Consider the following 19,307-nt stretch of genomic DNA (forward strand, 5'->3'; position numbering starts at 1 on the left):
TTCGTTAAATGAAATTTAGTTAATGAATCGGCGGAGGGTCAATGGGTGCGGGGCGGGAAAAGAACCACGTGTGCGAGCATGTGGGCCATGCCCCGACCGAGGAACCAGGCGGAACGACGCGCTCAGCTGATCGAAGCGGCCGCACGGGCCGTCACCGGCACCGGGGCCACCGCGGTCAAGCTGCGGGACGTGGCCGCGGAGGCGGGCGTCACCCCCGCCTCCGTGCTCTACTACTACTCCGACCTGCAAGAACTCTTCTCAGCGGTCTTCCGGGACGCCGCCGCGACCTACTTCGACATCCGCGAGGAGGCGATCGCGGCGGCCCAGGGGCCGGTGGAACAGCTGAGGGCGTGCATCCGCAGCGGGGTGCCCTGGCCGGGGGCGGGCGAACGGAGCACCCGGCTGCTGTTCGAGCTCTTCCCCGTCGCCCTGCGCGACGAGGCGGTCGGACAGGCGTACCGGCTCTTCGTCGAGCAGCAGACCGAGCTGTACCGCCAGGTCCTCGCACACGGCCAGGACGACGGGACCTTCACCCTCATCGACACCCCCCGGGAGCTCGCCCGGTCCTTCATCGCCCTCGAGGACGGCTACGCCATGGACCTGCTGATCGGCACCGTGACAGCGGCGGACATCGAGGCGCGGCTGTTCGCCCACGCCCGCACGGTGACCGGCAACTCCGCCCTCACCTGACACACGACCGGCACGCCCGCTCCACCCCCACGCCCCCCACCCCGCAGCCGGCGGCGGAGGCCTTCGCGGACGAGGAGCCGGGCGCGCCGGCGCAGCCCGCCGCCGGGAGCCGGCGCCCCGAAGACCGCGGCACCGCACCGCCGCGCCCCCCGACGGGGTGCGACGGGGCGGTCGCGGCGCGGGCCACGGGCGGCGGGCCGGTCCCCGGTGCCGGCGGACGCCGCGTGACCCGTGCGGACTTCGGCCGTTTACCTCATCGGGTCGCCATTCCGGCCCGCCCGAACGTCCGCGTCCCTCTTGAGGAGGCACCTGCCGCCATGACCATCCGTCGTACCTGCCGACGCGCTGCCGTCGTCGTCGCCCTGCTTTCCGTTCCCCTGCTGACGGTGCAGACGCCCGCGCACGCGGTGGAGCTGCCTCCCTCGTGCCTGTCGGCCATCGCCGAGGCCCAGGACAAGTTCCCGGTCCAGCAGTTCACGGTCCCCGACAAGGTCAAGAGCACCCTGATGAACGAACTGGGCGCGCTGGACGAGGCCGACCAGAAGGCCTTCACGGACCGTGCGTGCACGGCGTGGAACAACTGGGCCACCGCCAACGGGCCGGCCGTCGCGCGGGACCTGGACGCCGGCTACCAGAACGCCGGCGGTCCGGTGTGCAACAAGTTCACCACCGCGGCGATGGCAGCGTTCAAGAAGTACGCGCCCACCCTTCCGGCACAGACCAGGGACCTGGAGACCGTGGCCAAGAAGGTCTGGCGGAACGCCATGCAGGAGCTCTCCGCCCAGGCGACCAACGCCACCTGCCGGCAGTCCTACGACGGCGCGAAGACCGGCTGGTAGCAGACCCCTTCCCCGGGGAGCGGGGCCGGCCGTTCCGCTCCCCGTCCGCCGAGCGGGGCCGGCCGGGCCACCGGACCGCATGACCCGGCCGGTGCGTCGTCGTCCGGCGGACACCCCCCTTTGTGTGAGGCCCCTGTGTCCGATGATTCCGCTCTCGCGCCGACCGGCGTCCTCATGTCCCTGGAACCGGTCGTGGCACGACTGCTCGACCGCCATCTCGATGCCGCCAAACCCTGGTTCCCGCACGCCTACACCCCCTGGAGCGAGGCCACCGACTACGACGGCCCGCTGGACGGCGAACCCTGGCGGGAGGGCCAGTCCGTCATGTCCGCGGCCGTGCGGGACTCCTTCACCGTCAGCCTGCTGACGGAGGACAACCTCCCCAGCTACCACTTCGTGATCGCGACGCTCTTCGGCCGGGACGGCGCCTGGGGCACCTGGGTGCACCGGTGGACGGCGGAGGAGGACCGGCACGCCCACGCGCTGCGCAGCTACCTGCACGCCCGTCGCGCCCTCGACCCGGTGCTCCTGGAGGAGCAGCGCATGGAGCACGTCTCGCGCGGATACGACGGCCGCCATCCCGACGTGCTGCACGGTCTGGCCTACGTCACCGTGCAGGAGATGGCCACCCGGGAGGCCCATCGCAACACCGGCAGGGCGTGCGGCGACCCACTCGGCGAGAAGCTGACCGCTCGCATCGCCGCGGACGAGAACCTGCACATGCTGTTCTACCGGGACCTCTACCGGGCCGCCCTGGACCTCGCTCCGGACGCCGCCGTCACCGCCCTGGCCGAGGTGATCTGCGACTTCCAGATGCCCGGCGCCGCCCTGCCCGGCTTCCAGGAACGGTCGCTGCGCATCGCCGCAGCCGGTATCTACGACCTCGACGTCCACCGCGAGCGCGTGCTGCTGCCGCTGCTGCGCGCGCTGGGCGTGGAGGAGCGCACCGACTTCACCGCCGTCGGCGACCACGCGCGCGAGCGCATCGGCCTGCACCTCGAGCAGCTGGGGAGGGACGCGGCCCGCTTCCGCGCGCTCTTCGCGACGATGAACCTGGACGGCACCGCCACGGTGTGACCACCCCCCCCGCCCCACGGTACGCTCCTCCACCGGCCCGGACCGCGTGCTCCCCGGCCCTGCCCGACGGCAGCGCCTACGGCTCGCGGGACGGGCCCAGCGCTTCCCGCAGGTCCCGGGTGAGACTGCGTGCGATGTCGGGCCACTGGCCGTCGACGTAGAAGTGCCGGCCGGGATAGACGCGCTCGCGGACGCGGCCGTGGCTCAGATCCGCCCACGCGCCGAGGGCGTCCACCAGGACGAGGGTGTCCTCGCGTCCGCCGAACACGCTGATCGGACAGTCCAGCGGGGCCTCGTCCTCGTGCCGGTACCGCAGGTAGACGCTCACCTCGCGCTTGAGCACCGCGTTCGCGCCGGACACGTGCAGCGCACGCCGCGCGGTGAGCTCCCGGAACAGGGGCACCAGACGGTGCAGGGGCTGTGCCCCCAGCCCGGCGGTCATCAGATGCCACCGGTGAGGCGGGTGTGTGGCGGAGACGGCGAGCAGCGCCGGTTGCGGACGGGCCCGGCGCCGCAGCTGCCGCGCCGCCTCGAAGGCGAGGAGTCCGCCGCTGCAGTGACCGAAGAAGGCGAACGGGCGGTCAGCGGCGTCCCGGTCGACCACCTCGGCCAGCAACCGGGCCAGCTCCGGGACGTCACGTACGGCGGGTTCCCGCAGGCGCCGTCCGTGGCCGGGCAGTTCGACGGGGCACGGCTCCACCCAGCCGGGCAGTTCGCGCACCAGCGGCAGGAAGAAGTCGGCGGATCCGCCCAGGAAGGGCAGGCAGTACAGGCGTGCCGCGGCGTCCGGGCGTCGCACGGTGCCCGAGGTCCACGGGCAGGGGGCCGTGGTTTCCGTGCCGTCGTACGCGATCACCTCGGAGGGTCCTTCCGGTCGTTCTGACGGGGATGGGGACCGTTGCGGGGACAGCGGTCCGGTGGCCCCCGGCGCCCGGGCCCGCGGGGCGGACCCGGGCGCCGGGGGCTCCTCACGGTCGTGCGGTGGCTGCGGCGTCCTGCCGGGCGCCGGTCTGCTGGGCCGGCAGGGCCGGGGTGACGGCCCGGGACGCGTACTGTCCGAGGACCAGGTCGGCCAGCGCGGTCAGGGTGGGGTTGGCGACCGCCTCGATGGTGGGGATCTCACAGTCGAAGTGGCGCTGCACCAGGACCGCGAGTTCGGCCGCCATCAGCGAGTCCATGCCCAGTTCGCCCAGCGGCCGCTCCGCCGGCACCCGTTCCGGCGTGGTCTGCAGGACGGCGGCGGCCAGCTCCGCCAGTGCCCTCAGCGCCAGAGGACGAGCCTCCTGCGGTGGCAGGGCGGTCAGTTGCCGGCGCAGGTCGTCGCCGCTGTGCCCGGCCACCTGCTCCGCGGGTGCGAGGACCGGGCTCAGACGGGGGGCGTCCGCCGCGGGGCAGAACGAGCGCAGCGCGTCCCACGTCATCCGGCCCACGGCGACGACCTCGGTCGGCTCTGCGAGGAGCCGGCTCAGGCGTGCGTGCGCCTCGCGGGGGGCCAGCAGCCCCATGCCCTTGCTCTCCAGCATTTCGTTCAGCTCCAGCCGCGCCACATAGCCGACCTCGTCGATGCCGCCCCACTGCACGGCCAGCCCGGTCTCCCCCCGCCGGCGGCGCGCCCGGACGAGGGCCTCCAGGGCGAGGTTGGCGCCGACGTACGGGGCCTGATGGGGGTTGCCGATGAGCGCGGCGGCCGAGGAGTACAGGACGAACAGGTCCGTGTCCCTGCCGCGGGTCAGCTCGTCGAGGACCAGCGCTCCGCCGATCTTGGGGGTGAGGACCGCCGCGACGCGCGCGTCGTCCAAAGCGGCGAGGGGGGCGTCGTCCAGGTGCATAGCGGCGTGCACGACGCCGCGCACCGGGTGTCCGCGGTCCTCGGCGTTCTGGAAGACGGTGCGCATCGCCTCGATGTCGGCCGCGTCGGCGGTGTACGCCGTGGCCCGCACGCCTTGGGCGCGCAGGTCCTCCAGCATCTCCGCGGCGCCTGGGGTCCGTTCGCCCCGGCGCCCCACCAGGGCGAGGTGGCGGGCACCGCGCTCGGCGAGCCAGCGCGCGGTGCTCGCGCCGAAGCCGCTGAGCCCGCCGGTCACCAGATAGGCGCCCTCCGGGTCGAGCGGCCCGCGCACGGGATGCGGAAGGAGGGGCGGCGGCTGGTCGAAGGTCAGGACGAGCTTGCCGACGTGGTGCGAGTGCTGGAGCAACCGGAACGCCTCCGCGGCCTCGGCGGCGGGCCGCACCCAGTGCGGAACCGGCCGGAGGTCGCCGGCGGTGACGCCTTCGGCCAGCAGGTCGACGTGGTGCCTGGCCTGTTCCGGGTTCTCCAGGACCATCTCGTTGAGGTCGACGGCGGAGAAGGTCAGGGCACGCCGGAACGGGCCCAGCAGCAGGCGTTCGTTGGCGTGCAGGTCCCGTTTGCCGAGTTCCACGAAGTGGCCGCCGGGCTTCAGGAGTTCCAGGCTGCGGGTGACGGCCTCCCCGCTGAGGGAGTTGAGGACCACGTCCACGCCGTGCCCGTCGGTGGCGTCGAGGACCTGCTCGGCGAAGGCGAGGGTGCGCGAGTCGGCGACGTGGTCGACGCCGAGCAGCCGCAGCAGGTTCCTCTTGTGCGCTGTGCCGGCGGTCGCGATGACGCGGGCACCGACCCGCTGGGCGTACTGGACGGCGGCGAGGCCGACGCCGCCGGCGGCCGCGTGCACGAGGACGGTCTGTCCCCGGCTCAGCCGGGCGACGTGGCCGAGGCTGTACTGAGCGGTGAGCTGGGCGAGGGGGACGGTGGCCGCCGCGGTGAGGTCCATGTCGTCCGGGACGCGGCCCACGGCCCGTGCGTCGACGGTCAGGTGCGAGCACAGCGCGCCGCGGGCGACGGCCCAGACCCGGTCGCCGGGGGCCACGCGGGACACCTGCTCGCCGACGGCGGCGACGATCCCGGCGCACTCGTAGCCGACGGGGTGTTCCCGGAGGCCGTCGGGGCCGGGCTGCGGCGGCAGCACGGCCTGTGCCTGGAGGACGTCCCGGTAGTTCAGACCGGCGGCACGGACCTCGATGGACACCTCGCCGGGGCCGGGCGGCGCGGGCGGCGGTACGGGGCGCCACACCAGGTCGTAGGCGGGGCCGGGACGCCGGACGCGCAGGGCGTAGGCACCCGGCCGCGGCCGGGCGGTCGCCTCGGACACGGCCGGGCGGTCCGTCACACGGGTCACGAACCGGCCGTGGCGCGTGGTGACGATCTCGTCCTCGTCGCCCGGGTCCAGCAGCTCGTTCGTGATCCGCCGCACGGCGTCCGCTCCGCCGCCGTAGTCCGCCGCGAGTCGCCGCACGGTGATCCGGGCGTGTTCGTTGGCGAGGGAGCGCGCCGCGCCCCAGGCCGCGGCGGCGGGGACGGTCACGGGTTCGGGCGCGGGTGCGGCGCCGTCGGCCGGGGCCACCAGCCACAGCGAGGGCGAGAGGGCCTGGGGCAGACGGGACAGCAGCGCTGACGCGTTCCGCAACGCCGCCGTGTACCGCGCGGAGCGGGCGACGGCCTCCCGCGCGGTGGGTGTCGAGGCGTCCGGGCCGGTGTCGGTGACCAGGACGACGGTGACCGTCGAGGCCTGCGAGCCGCCGCCGGGCAGCAGACCGTCCCAGGCCTCGGCAGCGGCGTCCGGCCCGATGCGGCGGACCGTGCCGCCGGCCGCGGCCAGCGCCTCGGCCAGTCCGGCCGACAGGTCGCAGTCCGGCTCCGCGGCGACGATCCAGGCGGACCCCTCGGACGCCCGCGGCAGCGGAGGCGCCGCGACGGCGCCGGGGCGGTGGGCTCGCCGCGCGCTGAGCACGGAGGCCACCCGGGCCAGCCCGCCGCCGGCGTCGGCGTGCGTCACGTCGCCGAAGCCGGTCTCCCGCAGCAGCTCACGCCAGCGTGCTTGCGGCAGCAGCGGGGTGCGGGGGCGTTCCGCGAGGTCGGTCCGGTTCCAGAAGCTCTTCAGCACCCCGAACACCAGGGCGCAGGCCGCGGTGTCGTGCATCTCCTGCATCAGCAGGTGGCCGCCGTCCGCGAGCAGGAAGGACAGTCCGCCCAGTGCGGCCCGGACGTCCTCGGTGGCGTGCAGGACGTTGGAGGCGAGGACGAGGTCGAACGCCCCTTCCGTGCAGCCCTGCTCCCGTGGGTCGCGGTTGAGGTCCAGCGTCCGGTACTCGATGAAGTCGTGGGCGGCGAGCCGGGCCCGGGCCCGGGGGAAGAAGGACTCCGAGACGTCGGTGAAGACGTACTGGGTGCGTCCGCGCGGCAGGTGGGGCGCCACCACCCGGGTGGTGGCGCCGGTGCCGGCGCCGACCTCGAGCACACGCAGCGGACGATCGGCGGGCCATGCTTCGGCCAGGGCGCGCACGCAGGACCGGATGGCGCGGTGGGCGGCCTCGGACTGGAGCGAGGAGGTGTACAGCTCCTCGGTCAGGTGCCGGCCGGACTCGGAGAACAGCAGTTCCAACGGGTCGCAGCGCCCCGTCAGGATGTCCGGAAGCCGCTGACCGCACATGCCGTACGCGGCCAGCTCCGGGCCGCGCCGCAGGGGCCCGGCCGCCAGGGACCGCACCGTCTCCCCGGGACGGCCCGGGGAGAGGATCCGGCAGGCGGCCCCGGAGCGGAAGGCGTCCGCGCCCGCCACGAGACCGTGCTCCTCGGCCACCTCCAGCAGGACGCCGAGCAGCGGTTCGTACTCGGGCAGGACCCCGGCACCGCTCAGCCCGGACCAGGTGAACCGCTCCCCGCCCGGCAGGATCTCCTCGACGGCGCGTACCGCGAAATGCGCCGTCATCCGCTTCAACGCGTCCACGACCGCCAGCCCCCGGCGCGCCTCGGACTCGGACAGGACCACGACCGGCGACGTCGCGGACGCCGCTCCGTCGGCACGCGGGCGGGGCAGCGGGACCGCCGCGCCGGCGTGGCCCGGGCGCGGGGCGGCGCGCAGTTCGGTGACGTACTCGCCGACCGCCGGCCCGGCCCCGGTGTCGAAGCGGCGCAGCCGGCAGCCGAGGAGTTCCACGCAGACCGTGCCGTCCTCGTCGAGGACGGTGACGTCCCAGACGACCTCGGCGGCGGTGGCGGACCGCTCGCGTACCCGCACGTGTCCGGTGACGGCCGGCGGCCGCCAGGCGCGGACCGTGTCGACGGCCGCGGGCAGGAACGTCAGGCCGTCCGTGCCGTCCAGCAGCACGGCACCGGCCTGGAGGGCGCCGTCGAGGATCGCGGGGTGCGCCAGGTAGCCCTCGGTGTCGAGGTGATCGGCGCGGTAGTGGGCCACCGCCTCGCGGCCGTCGGTGCGGACGCGGTCGAGCACGCGGAAGCGGGGTCCGTAGTCCAGGCCGCTGCGACGGGCCCGGTCGTACACCTCGTCCGGCCCGGCGTCGTGCGGGAACTGCCGCTGCGGCGTGCCGTCGGGGGCTCCGGGGGCCCTGCCGAGCAGGCGTCGCACCCGGCCGCGGGCGTGGAGCCGCCAGGGCTGCCCGGGGCCGCCGGCCCGGCTCGCCACGCGCACCACCCCGTCCTCGTCGGACAGGGAGGTGTGCAGCCAGACGTTCATGTCCGGGTCCTTCCAGGGCAGGGTGAGCGGCCGGAAGGTCAGCGCGGTGACCTCGACGGGCCCGTCGAGGACCCGGCTCCCGGCCGCCAGGGCCGCCTCGACGTATCCGGCGGCCGGCATCAGCACCGCGCCGCCCACCTTGTGGTCGGCCAGCCACGGCAGCCGGACCGGGTCGAGGCGCTGGTGCCAGCCCGGTTCCAGGGCAGCGGCCCGTTCGCCGAGCAGGGGGTGGTCGAGAGTGCCGTCACCGCAGGTGCGGGTCCACGACGTGACGGGCGGCCTCGGGTGGGTCTCGCGCTGCCAGGCGTACGGGGGCAGGTCGGTGACCTTTCCGGGCACGGGGAAGAACGCGGTCCAGTCCCCGGCCCCGGCGGCCAGGACGCCGCCGACGGTCTCGTCCAGTGCGTCCGCGCCCGGCCGGTGGCGGCGCAGGGTGGGCAGGACCACGGCCGGCACCCGCGCCGTCTCGGCGGCCCGGCGCAGATAGGCCGTGAGCACCGGGTGCGGGCCGATCTCGACGAGTGCGCCGCAGCCCTCCTCCAGCGCCACGGCGGCGGCCTCGGCGAACAGCACGGGGCGCCGCAGGTTCCGCCACCAGTACCCGGCGTCCAGGCCGGTGCCCTCCTGCCCGTGCCGGAGCACGCCGGTGACGGTGGAGACGAACGGCAGCCGCAGCGCGCCCGGGGCCAGGTCGGCCAGCGCCGCCTTCATGGGCTCGGCGAGCGGGTCCATGAGCCGGCTGTGGAAGGCGTGGTCCAGCTCCAGCGGGCGGAAGAAGACGTCGCGGTCGGCCAGGTGGTGGCCCAGTTCCTTCAGCGCCTCCTCGTCGCCGCTGACGGTGACGTCGCGCACGCTGTTGACGGCGGCGATCTCCAGTTTCCCGCCGTAGGGCAGGAGCAGGACGCGGGCCTCCCGCTCGGGCAGGCCCAGTGCCGCCATGCGGCCGCTGCCGGCGGTGGTGCCCTGCAGCCGGCTGCGTTCGGCCACCACCCGGGCGGCGGCGGGCAGGTCCAGCGCGCCGGCGACGCAGGCGGCGGCGATCTCCCCGACGCTGTGCCCGAGGACCAGGTCCGGGCGCACCCCCTGTTCGGCCAGCGCGGCCACGAGACCCATCTGGAGCGCGAACAGGGCCGGCTGCGCGATCTCCGTGCGGTCCATGCGGGAGGGTTCTCCCGGTACGGCCAGTTCGCGGGCCACCGACCAGCCGAGCAGCGGGGTCAGGGCGGCGTCGGCCTCCGTCACGGCGGCGCGGAACGCGGGCACCGCCGCCATGAGGTCGGCCCCCATGCCGTGCCATTGCGAGCCGTTGCCGGAGAAGGCGAACACCACCCTGCCGTTCACGGCCCGGCCGCTGACGGGCGGCGGCGGGAGGGCCGGGGAAGCCGCCCGCTCCCGCAGCCGGTCGGCGGCCTGCTCCGGGGTGCGGGCCAGCACCACCGCGCGGTGCGGGTGGAGGCGCCGCCGGCGGCAGGCGGTCCAGGCGGTGTCGTAGAAGGCGTCCGGTGCGACGCCCTCCAGGTGGTCGGCCATCCGGTGCACAGCGGTCGTCAGGGCGTCCTCGGTGTGGGCCGAGACCAGCACGGGCAGCGTCCTGCCCCCCGTCCCGGCGGCGGCCTCCTCCGCCGGGACGGGGTCGGGCGGCGCCTCGAGCAGGACGTGCGCGTTGGCTCCGCCGAAGCCGGCGGAGCCGACCCCCACCAGGCCGCGCCCTTCGCAGGGCGGCACCGGCCTGGAGGCGACCGCCGGCTCCAGTCCGAGTCCGGCGAAGTCGATGTCGTCGGCGAGCGGTTCGGCGTGCAGGGTGGCGGGGATGTGCCGGTGCCGCAGCACCAGGCACGCCTTCAGCAGGCCGGGCATGCCCGAGGCCGCCTCCAGGTGCCCCAGGTTGCTCTTGACCGACCCGATGGGCAACGGCCCCCGGGTGCGGGCCGCTGCGAGCGCCCGTCCGACAGCCCGGCATTCGGCGCGGTCCCCGGCCTGCGTGCCGGTGCCGTGCGCCTCGAAGTACACCAGTTCGTCGGGGGAGACCCCGGCGTCCCGGTAGAGCGTGCGCAGCAGTTCCTCCTGCGCCTCGCTGCTGGGCAGGGCCATCCCCTGGGTGTGTCCGTCGCTGTTGACGCCGCTGGTCCGGATCACCGCGTGCACCCGGTCACCGTCACGGAGGGCGTCGGCGAGCGGTTTGAGGACGACCAGTCCGCCGCCCTCCGCCCGTACGAAGCCGTCGGCGGCGGCGGAGAAGGCCCGGCACCGGCCGGTCGGGGACAGCATCGACGCCTTGGCGAACCCGATGTACGGGTGGGGGTCGAGCATCAGGCCGATGCCGCCCGCGAACGCCATGCGGCTGCGGCCGGTGCGCAGCGTCTCGCAGGCCTGGTGCACCGCCGTCAGGGCCGACGAGCAGGCGGTGTCGACGGCCATGCTCGGACCGCGCAGGTCGAAGACGTGCGACAGCCTGTTGGCGACGATGGAGTTCGCCCCACCGGTCATCGTGTAGGCGTCCGTCTCGTCCGGCAGGGCGCCCGTCATCGCGGGGGCGGACGAGCCGGCGCAGCCGATGAAGACGGCGGTGTCCGACCCCGCGATCCGGTCGGCGTCCATCCCGGCGTCGTCCAGCGCGTCGACCGCCATCTCCAGCAACAGCCGCTGCTGCGGGTCCATGTGGACGACCTCGCGCGGGGAGATGCCGAAGTAGGCGGCGTCGAACCGGTCGCAGTCCTGGAGGAACCCGCCGGCGACGGTGTAGGTCTTGCCCGGGCGGCGGGGGTCCCGGTCGAGGTACCGGGAGGCGTCGAAGCGGTCCGGCGGAACCTCGGTGACCAGGTCCCGCCCCTCGCTCAGGGCCGTCCACAACCCGTCCAGCGAGGTGATGCCGCCGGGCAGGCGGCAGGCGGCTCCGACGAGGGCGACGGGCATGTCGTGCCCTGGGGAAGGCGGCGTGCGCAACACGGTCTCCTTGCGGTCGTGGTGAGGGGAGGAGGCGGTGGTCCCTGAGGAGGCGCCGGTCAGTGCAGGGCCGCCGCGACGTAGTCCCGGTCGACGACGGGCCGGCCGGGACAGGCGAGCCCGAGCCGGGCCAGGTTGGCGTCCTCGTAGGTGCGGGAGAACGACAGCCAGTGGGCGTAGGCGGGAAGCGTGTGCCGCAGGTCCTGCGGGCCTGGCAGGGAACGCCAGGTGGTGTCCACGAGGACGCCGAAGTGGCCGCCGAGAGCCGCGATGACCTCGGTCACGGGGAGGTTGCGGCGGTTGACGACGTGGTAGATGCGCGGCTGGCCGCCGGTGTGCCGGGCGGCGGCCTCCGCCATCGCGTACGCGGCGTGCTCGACCGGCAGGACATTGGTGCCGGCGCCCGCGGGCACCGGCAGGGGCACCGGCTCGGGTGTCCTGAGGAGTCCGGGGTGCCGGCGGAGCACGGCACCGACCTGCCTCGCGAGCACCTGAAGGGGATGGCGGGGGCGGTCGGGGTGCGTGGGACGGCGGGTGGCCAGGCAGCTGGGACGGAAGACCAGGGCCCGGCCGCCGTACTCGCGGACCCAGCGGTGGACGAGGTCCTCGGCCTCGAACTTCGACTGCTCGTAGGGAGTGTTGAAACCGGAGGGGGCGTCCAGCTCCTTCTCCTCGACGATCCCGTCGGGACGGGCCCCCGCCACGGCGACCGTGCTGACGTGGCACAGCAGGGGGTCCCGCTCCCCGGCCGTCAGCAGCCGCAGCACGTGCCGGGTCCCGTCGACGTTGGTCCGCCGCGCCTGCTGGAGGGACGCGCCGAAGGAGATGTCGCCCGCACAGTGCCACAGGACGCCGACGCGGTCCGCCAACCGCTGGAAGTGCTCCCGGCCCAGCCCCAGGAAGCCGTCCTCCAGCGTGATCTGCAGCGTCTGCAGGTGCGTGCGCGCCGCCCGCAGTTCCTCCGCGTCCGCGCCGCACGCTCGCAGGAACCGCTCCACGCGCACGGGCGCCGGAAGTGGGTGCGGGCGGGCGAGCAGCAGCAGCCGGTGCCGACGCGCCAGCAACTCCCTTACCAGGTGCAGACCGAGGAAGCCGGTGGCACCGGTGACCGCGGTCAGCACATACGCCCCCGGGCACCGGCGTCCGGCCGGCCGGTGACGGGGCCGGACGCGATCGTCCGGGCCCGGGCCGGACGCGGACGAGGTGCAGCGGGGGACATCGCACGGATCACGCGTCGGACAGTAGCCGAATCGCCGCGCACGGTGACGTGAGCAGAGGATGTTCACTCTTCGGGGCGATCCCCGGGGCCACTGGCCGGCAGGCGCTGCCGCCGGGGCGCGTCCCCGGAAGGCCGCCGGTTCGCCGGGGACGGACAGCCGCCGGCCGGGGTCATGCGCCCCTCCGGGCGGCCGTCCAGCGGGGTCCGCCGTCCGCACGCCGCCCTTCCCTCTCACTCTTTCGGGTCATCGCCGTCGGATGCCTCCGCGGACCGGGGCCCTTGCGCCGCCCGGCCGATCGCGGTCCGGGGGGTGGGCGGCGGGCGGCCGTGGTGTCCGTGGCGCCCCTGTCCGCCTGTGGTAGCCAAGGGGGCCCCGTCAGCGTGTGGGAGGAGGAGCGGGTGCGCCGCATCGGGACGTTCGTGGTGCGGTACCGGTACGCGGTGATGGCCGTGTGGCTGGTGCTGGTCGTGGCGGGGATCGCCGTGCTGTCCGCCCTCCCCCGGACCCTGCGGCCGCCGGACATCACGGTCGACCGGTCGGCCTCGGCCACCGCCGCCGGCCTGATCGCCGAACGGTTCCCCGACATCGGCACGCGGCAGGTGATGCTGGCGTTCACCTCCCGCACGCTGCCGGCCGACGACCCGGTGTACCGGCGCACCACCCGGGCCGTCACCTCCGCGATGTCGGAGCATGCGCGAGTGGGGGCCGCCCTGCCGGTCCCCCGCACCGAGGATCAGCACGCCCGTCACGCGTACGTGATGCTCGGCGTGCGCGGCGACGCGGACACCGCCCGCCGGGTGCTGCCGGATCTGGCCGGACGGGCCCGGGACGTCGCCCGCGACCGTTCCGACGGCGCGGTGTCGGTCGCCCTCGTCGGTCTGGACCCGGTCCTGGACCGGCTGGCGCGCACCACGACCGACGACCTGCGGTCCGCCGAGCTGTACGCCGTGCCCGCGGCGGCCCTGCTGCTGACCCTGGGGCTCGGCTCCCTGGGAGCCGCCGCGCTGGTCCTGCTGCTCGCCGGCACCGCGATCGTGCTCAGTCTCGGCGTCCTGACGCTGACCGGACTGTCCCACGGCGTGGACGCGACCGCGGTGGCCGTGGTGGCCACCGTCGGGCTCGGGGTCGGTCTGGACTACGCGCTGCTGCTGACACTGCGTCACCGTCGGGGCCGAGCCGCCGGCCTGCCGCCGGGCCGGGCCGCCGAACAGGCCACCGCCACCGCCGGCGCCACGGTCGCCCTGGCGGGCACGGCCGTCGTCGCGACCGCCGTCGGCCTGCTGCTGACGGACATCGCCTACATGCGGACCCTGGCGCTCGCCGCGGTGCTGGCCGCGTCGGCCGCGACCCTCACCGCGCTCACCCTGATGCCGGCCCTGCTCACCTCCTGCGACCGGGTCCTGAACTGGTGCCCGATGCCCTGGAAGCGGCCGGGACGGCGCCGCCCGAAGCCCGGCCCCACCGCCTGGGACCGCTGGACCGCCCACCTGATGCGGCACCCCGTGCGCTATGCCACGGCCGCGACGCTGCTCCTCCTGCTGGCCGCGGCCCCGGCGCTCGGGCTGCGCACGGCGCTGCACTTCGACCGGTCCGTCCTGGCCGGCACCGCCGTCGGCGAGGGGCTGGCCAGGATGGAGGGCGACCGGATCGCGAGCCTCACGCTGGTCGCCCTGCCCCACCCGGCGGACGCCGGCCCCGTCGACACCGGTTCCCTGACCGCCGCGCTGAACGAGGACCCCCGGGTGTCCGTGGCCGTCGCGCTCGACGACGGCCGCGACCTGACGCTGCTGCTGATCGGCGAGAGCCAGGCCCCGGACACCGCCGCCGCGGCCGCTCTCCAGCGGCATCTGCGCGAGGACCTGGCTCCGCGTCTGCTGCCCGCCGGGCAGCCCGTGCGGATCGCCGGGCCCGCGGCGACCGTCCACGACCTGAGCGCCGAGGTCGGCGACCAGGTGTGGCTGGTTCTGACCGTGATCTGCTGCGGCACCTTCGTGCTGACCCTCCTGGTCTTCCGGTCGGTCGTCGTCCCGCTCAAGGCGATCGTGATGAACCTGCTCTGCGTGGGTGCCGCCTTCGGGGCGCTCTCCCTGGCCACCCCCGTACTCGGCCACCCCGCCGTCAATCCCCTGCTTCCACTGATCGTCCTCACCCTGGTGTTCGGCCTGTCGATGGACTACGAGGTCTTCCTCGTCCACCGCATCGCCGAGCACTACCGGGCCCACGGCGACAACTCCGCGGCCGTGCTGCACGGCCTGCGCCGTACGGCACTGCCCATCAGCCTGGCCGCGGGCGTGCTCGTCGTGAGCCTGGCCGGTCTGCTCGGCACCCACCGCCAGGACCTGCGCCAGATCGGTTTCGTGGTGATGACCGCCGTCGTGCTCGACGCCACCGTCGTCCGGATGGTGCTGGCGCCGGCCTTGATGCAGCTCATGGGCCGTGCCAACTGGTGGCTGCCCGCCCGGCTCGGGCGCCTGCTGCCCGCCCGGGACGACGCGGTGCGCCTTCCCGCACAGGCCGGCGCCGCCCCCGCGGATGACCGCCCCCGGGTATGACCCGTGCCGTTCCGCCCTTCCCCCGGCCGGCGCGCCCCGAGGGGGTCTCCGTGCCGCGCGCGTCGGTTGTCCGGCCCGGTGTTCCGTGGCCTCGTGCGGGGCGAAGTGGACACCGGTCGACGCCGCCGCCGTCGGGGCACATCTGTTCGGTGGCGGGTTCGGCACCCTGAAAGGCCGGCTCAGCCCGGAACGCACGGCGGCGGAACTCCCGCCGGAGTCCTCGCCCGAACCGGCCAGCGTCTCCTCGCTCCGGCCGTCGGCATCTGGCACAACTGGACCACCGGCGCCGAGGCCGGACGATCCCTGATCGCCTACGACCACTGAGAACATCGGACTCATTCATCTAGGGTGTGACGGGCCCAGTAGTCGCACCGTCACCACCCGTCGTGGTTCTCCTCCGGCGTGACGTCGCCGCCGTGACGCCGCGTCGCCGGGGGATCCGGCGCGCCCTCAGTCCGCGCAGTGCCCTGTCGCACCGAGGAAGGCCACGGTCATGCCGCACCCGCACGTGTCTCCCGCCGCAGGTCCCGCCCGCCCCGTCCGGCCGGTGGTCAGCCGCCGCCGTCTCCTGGAGGCCGGCGCCGCCGTGCTCGGCGCCCTCGCCCCGTCCGCCCCGTACCGCGCCGCGCACGCGGCCGGGCCGCGCCCCTCGCCCGCCGACGGCTCCCCGGAGTGGAACGACTTCGGCGTCTTCCGGCTCGGCACCGAACCCCCGCACACCACCCTCATGCCGTACGCCGGCGTGCCGCAGGCGCTCGCCGCCGACCGCACCCGTTCGCCGTACCGCCTCGGCCTCGACGGCGCCTGGAAGTTCGCCTACGCGGACCGGCCCGAGGACCGCGACCCCGACTTCCACCGCACCGACACCGACGACCGCGACTGGGACGTCGTCCCCGTCCCGTCGGTGTGGCAGCTGCACGGATACGACTTCCCGATCTACCTGAACATCACCTACCCCTACTGGGGCCCCAACGGCCGCGGCGAGGAGCCCCGGCCGCCCGCCGCACCGACCCGCTATAACCCCGTCGGCCAGTACCGCCGCACCTTCACCGTCCCGCGCGACTGGCACGGCCGCCGCGTCTTCCTCCACTTCGAGGGCGTGAAGTCCGCGCACTACGTGTGGATCAACGGCGAACTCGTCGGCTACGACGAGGACTCCTACACGCCCTCCGAGTACGACGTCACCGACCGCCTCCGTCCCGGCACCAACCAGATCGCGGTCGAGGTGTACCGCTACGCCGACGGCGACTGGCTGGAGGACCAGGACATGATCCGGCTGAGCGGCATCTTCCGCTCGGTCTTCCTGTACTCCACCCCGCCCGTGCACCTGCGCGACTTCAAACTGGAGACGCCGCTGGACGACGCGTACACCGTCGCCGAACTGGACGTCACCGCGCACGTGCGGGCCTACGGCGACGACGCGGGCGGCGGCCGGTACACCGTCGAGACGCAGGTGTACGACGCGCGCGGGCACGCCGTGTGGTCGCGGCCGCTGCGGCGGACCGCCGACCTCACCGGCGCCGGTCCCGGCCGGGACGTCACCGTACGGGCGTCCCGCGCCGTGCCCGACCCGCGGCTGTGGTCGGCGGAGGACCCGTACCTCTACACCGCCGTCCTCCAGCTCCGCGATCCGTCCGGGGCGGTCGTCGAGACCCTCTCCCACCGGGTCGGGATCCGCGAGTTCGCGCTCAAGGACGGGCTCATGCGGATCAACGGCCGCCCCGTCTCCTTCCGCGGCACCAACCGCCACGAGATGCACCCGGCCCGCGGCACCGCCCTCACCCGCGAGGACATGGTCCGGGACATCACGATCGTCAAGCGGCTGAACATGAACTCCGTCCGCACCTCGCACTACCCGGACCACCCGCTCTGGTACGAACTCGCCGACGAGTACGGCCTCTACCTCGTCGACGAGACCAACCTCGAGACCCACGGCATCCGCGACCGCTACCCGGGCGACCACCCCGACTGGACCGCCGCGTGCGTCGCCCGCGCGCAGAACATGGTCCACCGCGACAAGAACCACCCCTCGGTGGTCATCTGGTCGCTCGGCAACGAGGCCGGCGGCGGCAGCACCTTCACCGCCATGCACGACTGGATCCGCTCGTACGACCCCACCCGCGTCATCCAGTACGAGGGCGACGACCGACCCGGCATCAGCGACATCCGCTCCCGGATGTACGAGAGCCCCGGCCGCGTCGAGCAGCGCGCCCGGGACACCGCCGACACCCGGCCGTACGTGATGATCGAGTACTCCCACGCGATGGGTAACTCCAACGGCAACTTCAAGAAGTACTGGGACGTCGTGCGCCGGCACGACGTCCTCCAGGGCGGCTGGATCTGGGACTTCGCCGACCAGTCCCTCCACACCCCCGTCCCCGGGCGCGTCCTGCTCACCGAGTCGGGCCCGGCCGCGCTGCGCGGCGAGATCCTCGCCACGCGCGGTCGCCTCGACCGGGAGCAGGGCCTGTCCGGCATCACCGTCTTCGAACGCCACGACAGCCTCGACCTCACCGGCTCCCTCACCCTGGAAGCGTGGTTCACCCCCGGCGTGCCCGGCTACCACCAGCCGATCGTCGCCAAGGGCGACACCCAGTACGCGCTCAAACAGACCGACCACAGGGTGGAGTTCTTCATCCACTCCGACGGCCGGTGGATCGCCGTCGACTGGCCCGTGCCGGACGACTGGAGCGGCAGGGAGCACCATGTCGCGGGCGTGTTCGACGCCGACGCCGGCACCCTCACCCTGCACGTCGACGGCGCGGTCCGGGCCACCCGCGCCACCGACCGCCGGCCGACCGGCAACACCGCCCCGCTGTCCCTCGCCTCCGACGCGGACGACCAGACCCGGGAGTTCGACGGCACGATCCGCCGCGCCCGCGTCTACGCCCGCGCCCTCACCGCCGCCGAACTGGCCTCCGAGGACCGGGGCCCCGGTGACGACGGCGTGCGCTTCTGGTTCGACGCCGCCACCGTGAGGACCGAGCGGAAACGCCCGGAGGCCAGGACCTTCCTCGCGTACGGCGGCGACTGGGGCGACAACCCCAACGACGGCGCGTTCGTCGCGGACGGCATCGTCACCGCCGACCGCGGACTCGGGGGCAAGGCGGCCGAGATCAAACGCGTCCACCAGGCCGTCGGCGCCGTCCGCACCCCCGGCGGCGGACCGGGCGCCGTCACCCTCACCAACGAGTACCTGTTCACCGACGTCCGTGAATTCGATGGCCGTTGGGAACTCGTCGCGGACGGTGAGGTGATCGGCGGCGGGCGGCTCACCCGGGACCAGCTCGACGTGGAGCCGCTTACCGAGAAGCGCGTCGAGCTGCCCGTGCGCCTGCCCCGGAACCCGGCCCCGGGCACGGAGTTCTTCCTCCAGCTGTCCTTCACCACCCGGCAGCGCACGCCCTGGGCCGAGGCCGGCTTCGAGGTGGCCCGGCACCAGCTCCCGCTCGACACGGACACCCCCGCGGTCGCGCCCGTCCCCCTGTTCCGCGTCCCCGCCCTGCGGCACGAGGCGAACGACCGCGAGGTCCGCATCACGGGCAAGGGCTTCTCGGTCACCGTCGACCGCCGCACCGGCCTCCTCACCGACTACGAGGCGGACGGCACGCGTCTGCTCACCTCCGGGCCGGCGCCCAACTTCTGGCGCGCCCCCACCGACAACGACCGGGGCAACGGCCAGCACCTGCGCAACCAGACCTGGCGCGACGCGGGCGCCCGCCGCACGGTCACCGACGTCGCCGTACGGCCGCTCGGCGACCGCGCCGTCGAGATCCGCGTCACCGGCACCCTCCCCACCACGGTGGAGTCCGCGTACTCCACCACGTACACCGTCTTCGGCAACGGCGAGATCAAGGTGGACCACACCCTCCACCCGGGCGCCGCGAGCCTGCCCTACCTCCCCGAGGTGGGCACGCTGCTGTTCCTGCCCCGCCGCCTGGACCGGCTGCACTACTACGGGCGCGGCCCCGAGGAGAACCACTGGGACCGCAACACCGGGACCGACGTGGGACGTTGGTCCTCGACCGTGGCCGAGCAGTGGACGCCGTACATCCGCCCGCAGGAGAACGGCAACAAGACCGACGTCCGCTGGGCCGCCCTCACCGACCGCAGGGGGCGCGGGCTGCTGGTGACGGGCGAACCCCTCGTGGAGATCAACGCCTCGCACTTCACCCCGGAGGACCTGTCGACGGGCGTCCGGCACGACTACCAGCTCACCCCGCGCAACGCGGTGGTCCTGCGGGTCAACCACCGGCAGACGGGCGTGGGCGGCGACAACAGCTGGGGCGCGCACACCCACGACGAGTTCAAGCTCTTCGCGGACCGCGACTACGCCCACACCTACCGGCTGCGCCCGCTCACCGACGTGGACCGGGCACTCGCCCTCTCCCGCCGGCCCACGGCCACCGAATAGCCCGGCACACTCACGGGAGCCCG

8 protein-coding genes and 1 pseudogene are annotated in these 19,307 nt (G+C 74.4%); 6 read left to right on the forward strand and 3 right to left on the reverse strand.

Going from position 1 to position 19,307, the window contains the following annotated elements; genetic code table 11:
* Window positions 1–87 precede the first annotated feature (87 nt).
* From ACWH4W_RS17075 to ACWH4W_RS17085, 3 genes are all read left to right on the forward strand, one after another.
* On the forward strand, window positions 88–690 hold the full coding sequence (locus tag ACWH4W_RS17075; RefSeq protein WP_473076582.1) for a TetR/AcrR family transcriptional regulator: 603 nt from the start codon (window positions 88–90) through the stop codon (window positions 688–690).
* Between the two features lie 317 nt (window positions 691–1,007).
* Window positions 1,008–1,529: a hypothetical protein gene (locus ACWH4W_RS17080; protein WP_473076583.1), complete on the forward strand. Its 522-nt coding sequence runs from the start codon at window positions 1,008–1,010 to the stop codon at window positions 1,527–1,529.
* A 174-nt stretch (window positions 1,530–1,703) separates the two neighbouring features.
* Window positions 1,704–2,606, forward strand: coding sequence for an acyl-ACP desaturase (locus ACWH4W_RS17085; protein WP_473076584.1), 903 nt, complete (start codon window positions 1,704–1,706; stop codon window positions 2,604–2,606).
* Between the two features lie 76 nt (window positions 2,607–2,682).
* Here the strand turns inward: ACWH4W_RS17085 and ACWH4W_RS17090 are convergent, their stop codons facing one another.
* The 3 genes from ACWH4W_RS17090 to ACWH4W_RS17100 form a co-directional block, all read right to left on the reverse strand.
* Window positions 2,683–3,462: a thioesterase II family protein gene (locus ACWH4W_RS17090; protein ID WP_473076585.1), complete on the reverse strand. Its 780-nt coding sequence runs from the start codon at window positions 3,460–3,462 to the stop codon at window positions 2,683–2,685.
* Window positions 3,463–3,574: 112 nt separating this feature from the next.
* A complete protein-coding gene (locus ACWH4W_RS17095) occupies window positions 3,575–11,068 on the reverse strand; it encodes an SDR family NAD(P)-dependent oxidoreductase (RefSeq protein WP_473076586.1) in 7,494 nt (2,497 codons plus the stop codon).
* 89 nt (window positions 11,069–11,157) lie between these two features.
* On the reverse strand, window positions 11,158–12,219 hold the full coding sequence (locus ACWH4W_RS17100) for an SDR family oxidoreductase (protein ID WP_473076587.1): 1,062 nt from the start codon (window positions 12,217–12,219) through the stop codon (window positions 11,158–11,160).
* A 479-nt stretch (window positions 12,220–12,698) separates the two neighbouring features.
* On the opposite strand from ACWH4W_RS17100, the gene ACWH4W_RS17105 reads away from it, so the two are divergent.
* The 3 genes and pseudogenes from ACWH4W_RS17105 to ACWH4W_RS17115 all read left to right on the forward strand — a co-directional run bounded on the left by ACWH4W_RS17105 (window position 12,699) and on the right by ACWH4W_RS17115 (window position 19,284).
* Window positions 12,699–14,870 carry an MMPL family transporter gene (locus ACWH4W_RS17105; protein WP_473076588.1) on the forward strand — a complete coding sequence of 724 codons (2,172 nt, stop codon included), beginning with the start codon at window positions 12,699–12,701 and terminating at the stop codon, window positions 14,868–14,870.
* 163 nt (window positions 14,871–15,033) lie between these two features.
* Window positions 15,034–15,194 (forward strand): annotated as a pseudogene (locus ACWH4W_RS17110) (IS982 family transposase); the annotation flags it as partial.
* Between the two features lie 169 nt (window positions 15,195–15,363).
* Complete coding sequence (locus ACWH4W_RS17115) at window positions 15,364–19,284, forward strand: glycoside hydrolase family 2 TIM barrel-domain containing protein (RefSeq protein WP_473076589.1); 3,921 nt, start codon at window positions 15,364–15,366, stop codon at window positions 19,282–19,284.
* The last annotated feature ends 23 nt before the right edge of the window (window positions 19,285–19,307 follow it).

The organism is Streptomyces sp. DSM 120436, from assembly GCF_055778765.1.

Excerpts from the sequence above, each read along its gene's own strand:
- ACWH4W_RS17075 (WP_473076582.1), top strand. The coding sequence starts at position 88 with ATGCCCCGACCGAGGAACCAGGCGGAACGACGCGCTCAGCTGATCGAA.
- ACWH4W_RS17080 (WP_473076583.1), top strand. The coding sequence starts at position 1,008 with ATGACCATCCGTCGTACCTGCCGACGCGCTGCCGTCGTCGTCGCCCTG.
- ACWH4W_RS17085 (WP_473076584.1), top strand. The coding sequence starts at position 1,704 with ATGTCCCTGGAACCGGTCGTGGCACGACTGCTCGACCGCCATCTCGAT.
- ACWH4W_RS17095 (WP_473076586.1), bottom strand. The coding sequence starts at position 11,068 with ATGCCCGTCGCCCTCGTCGGAGCCGCCTGCCGCCTGCCCGGCGGCATC.
- ACWH4W_RS17115 (WP_473076589.1), top strand. The coding sequence starts at position 15,364 with ATGCCGCACCCGCACGTGTCTCCCGCCGCAGGTCCCGCCCGCCCCGTC.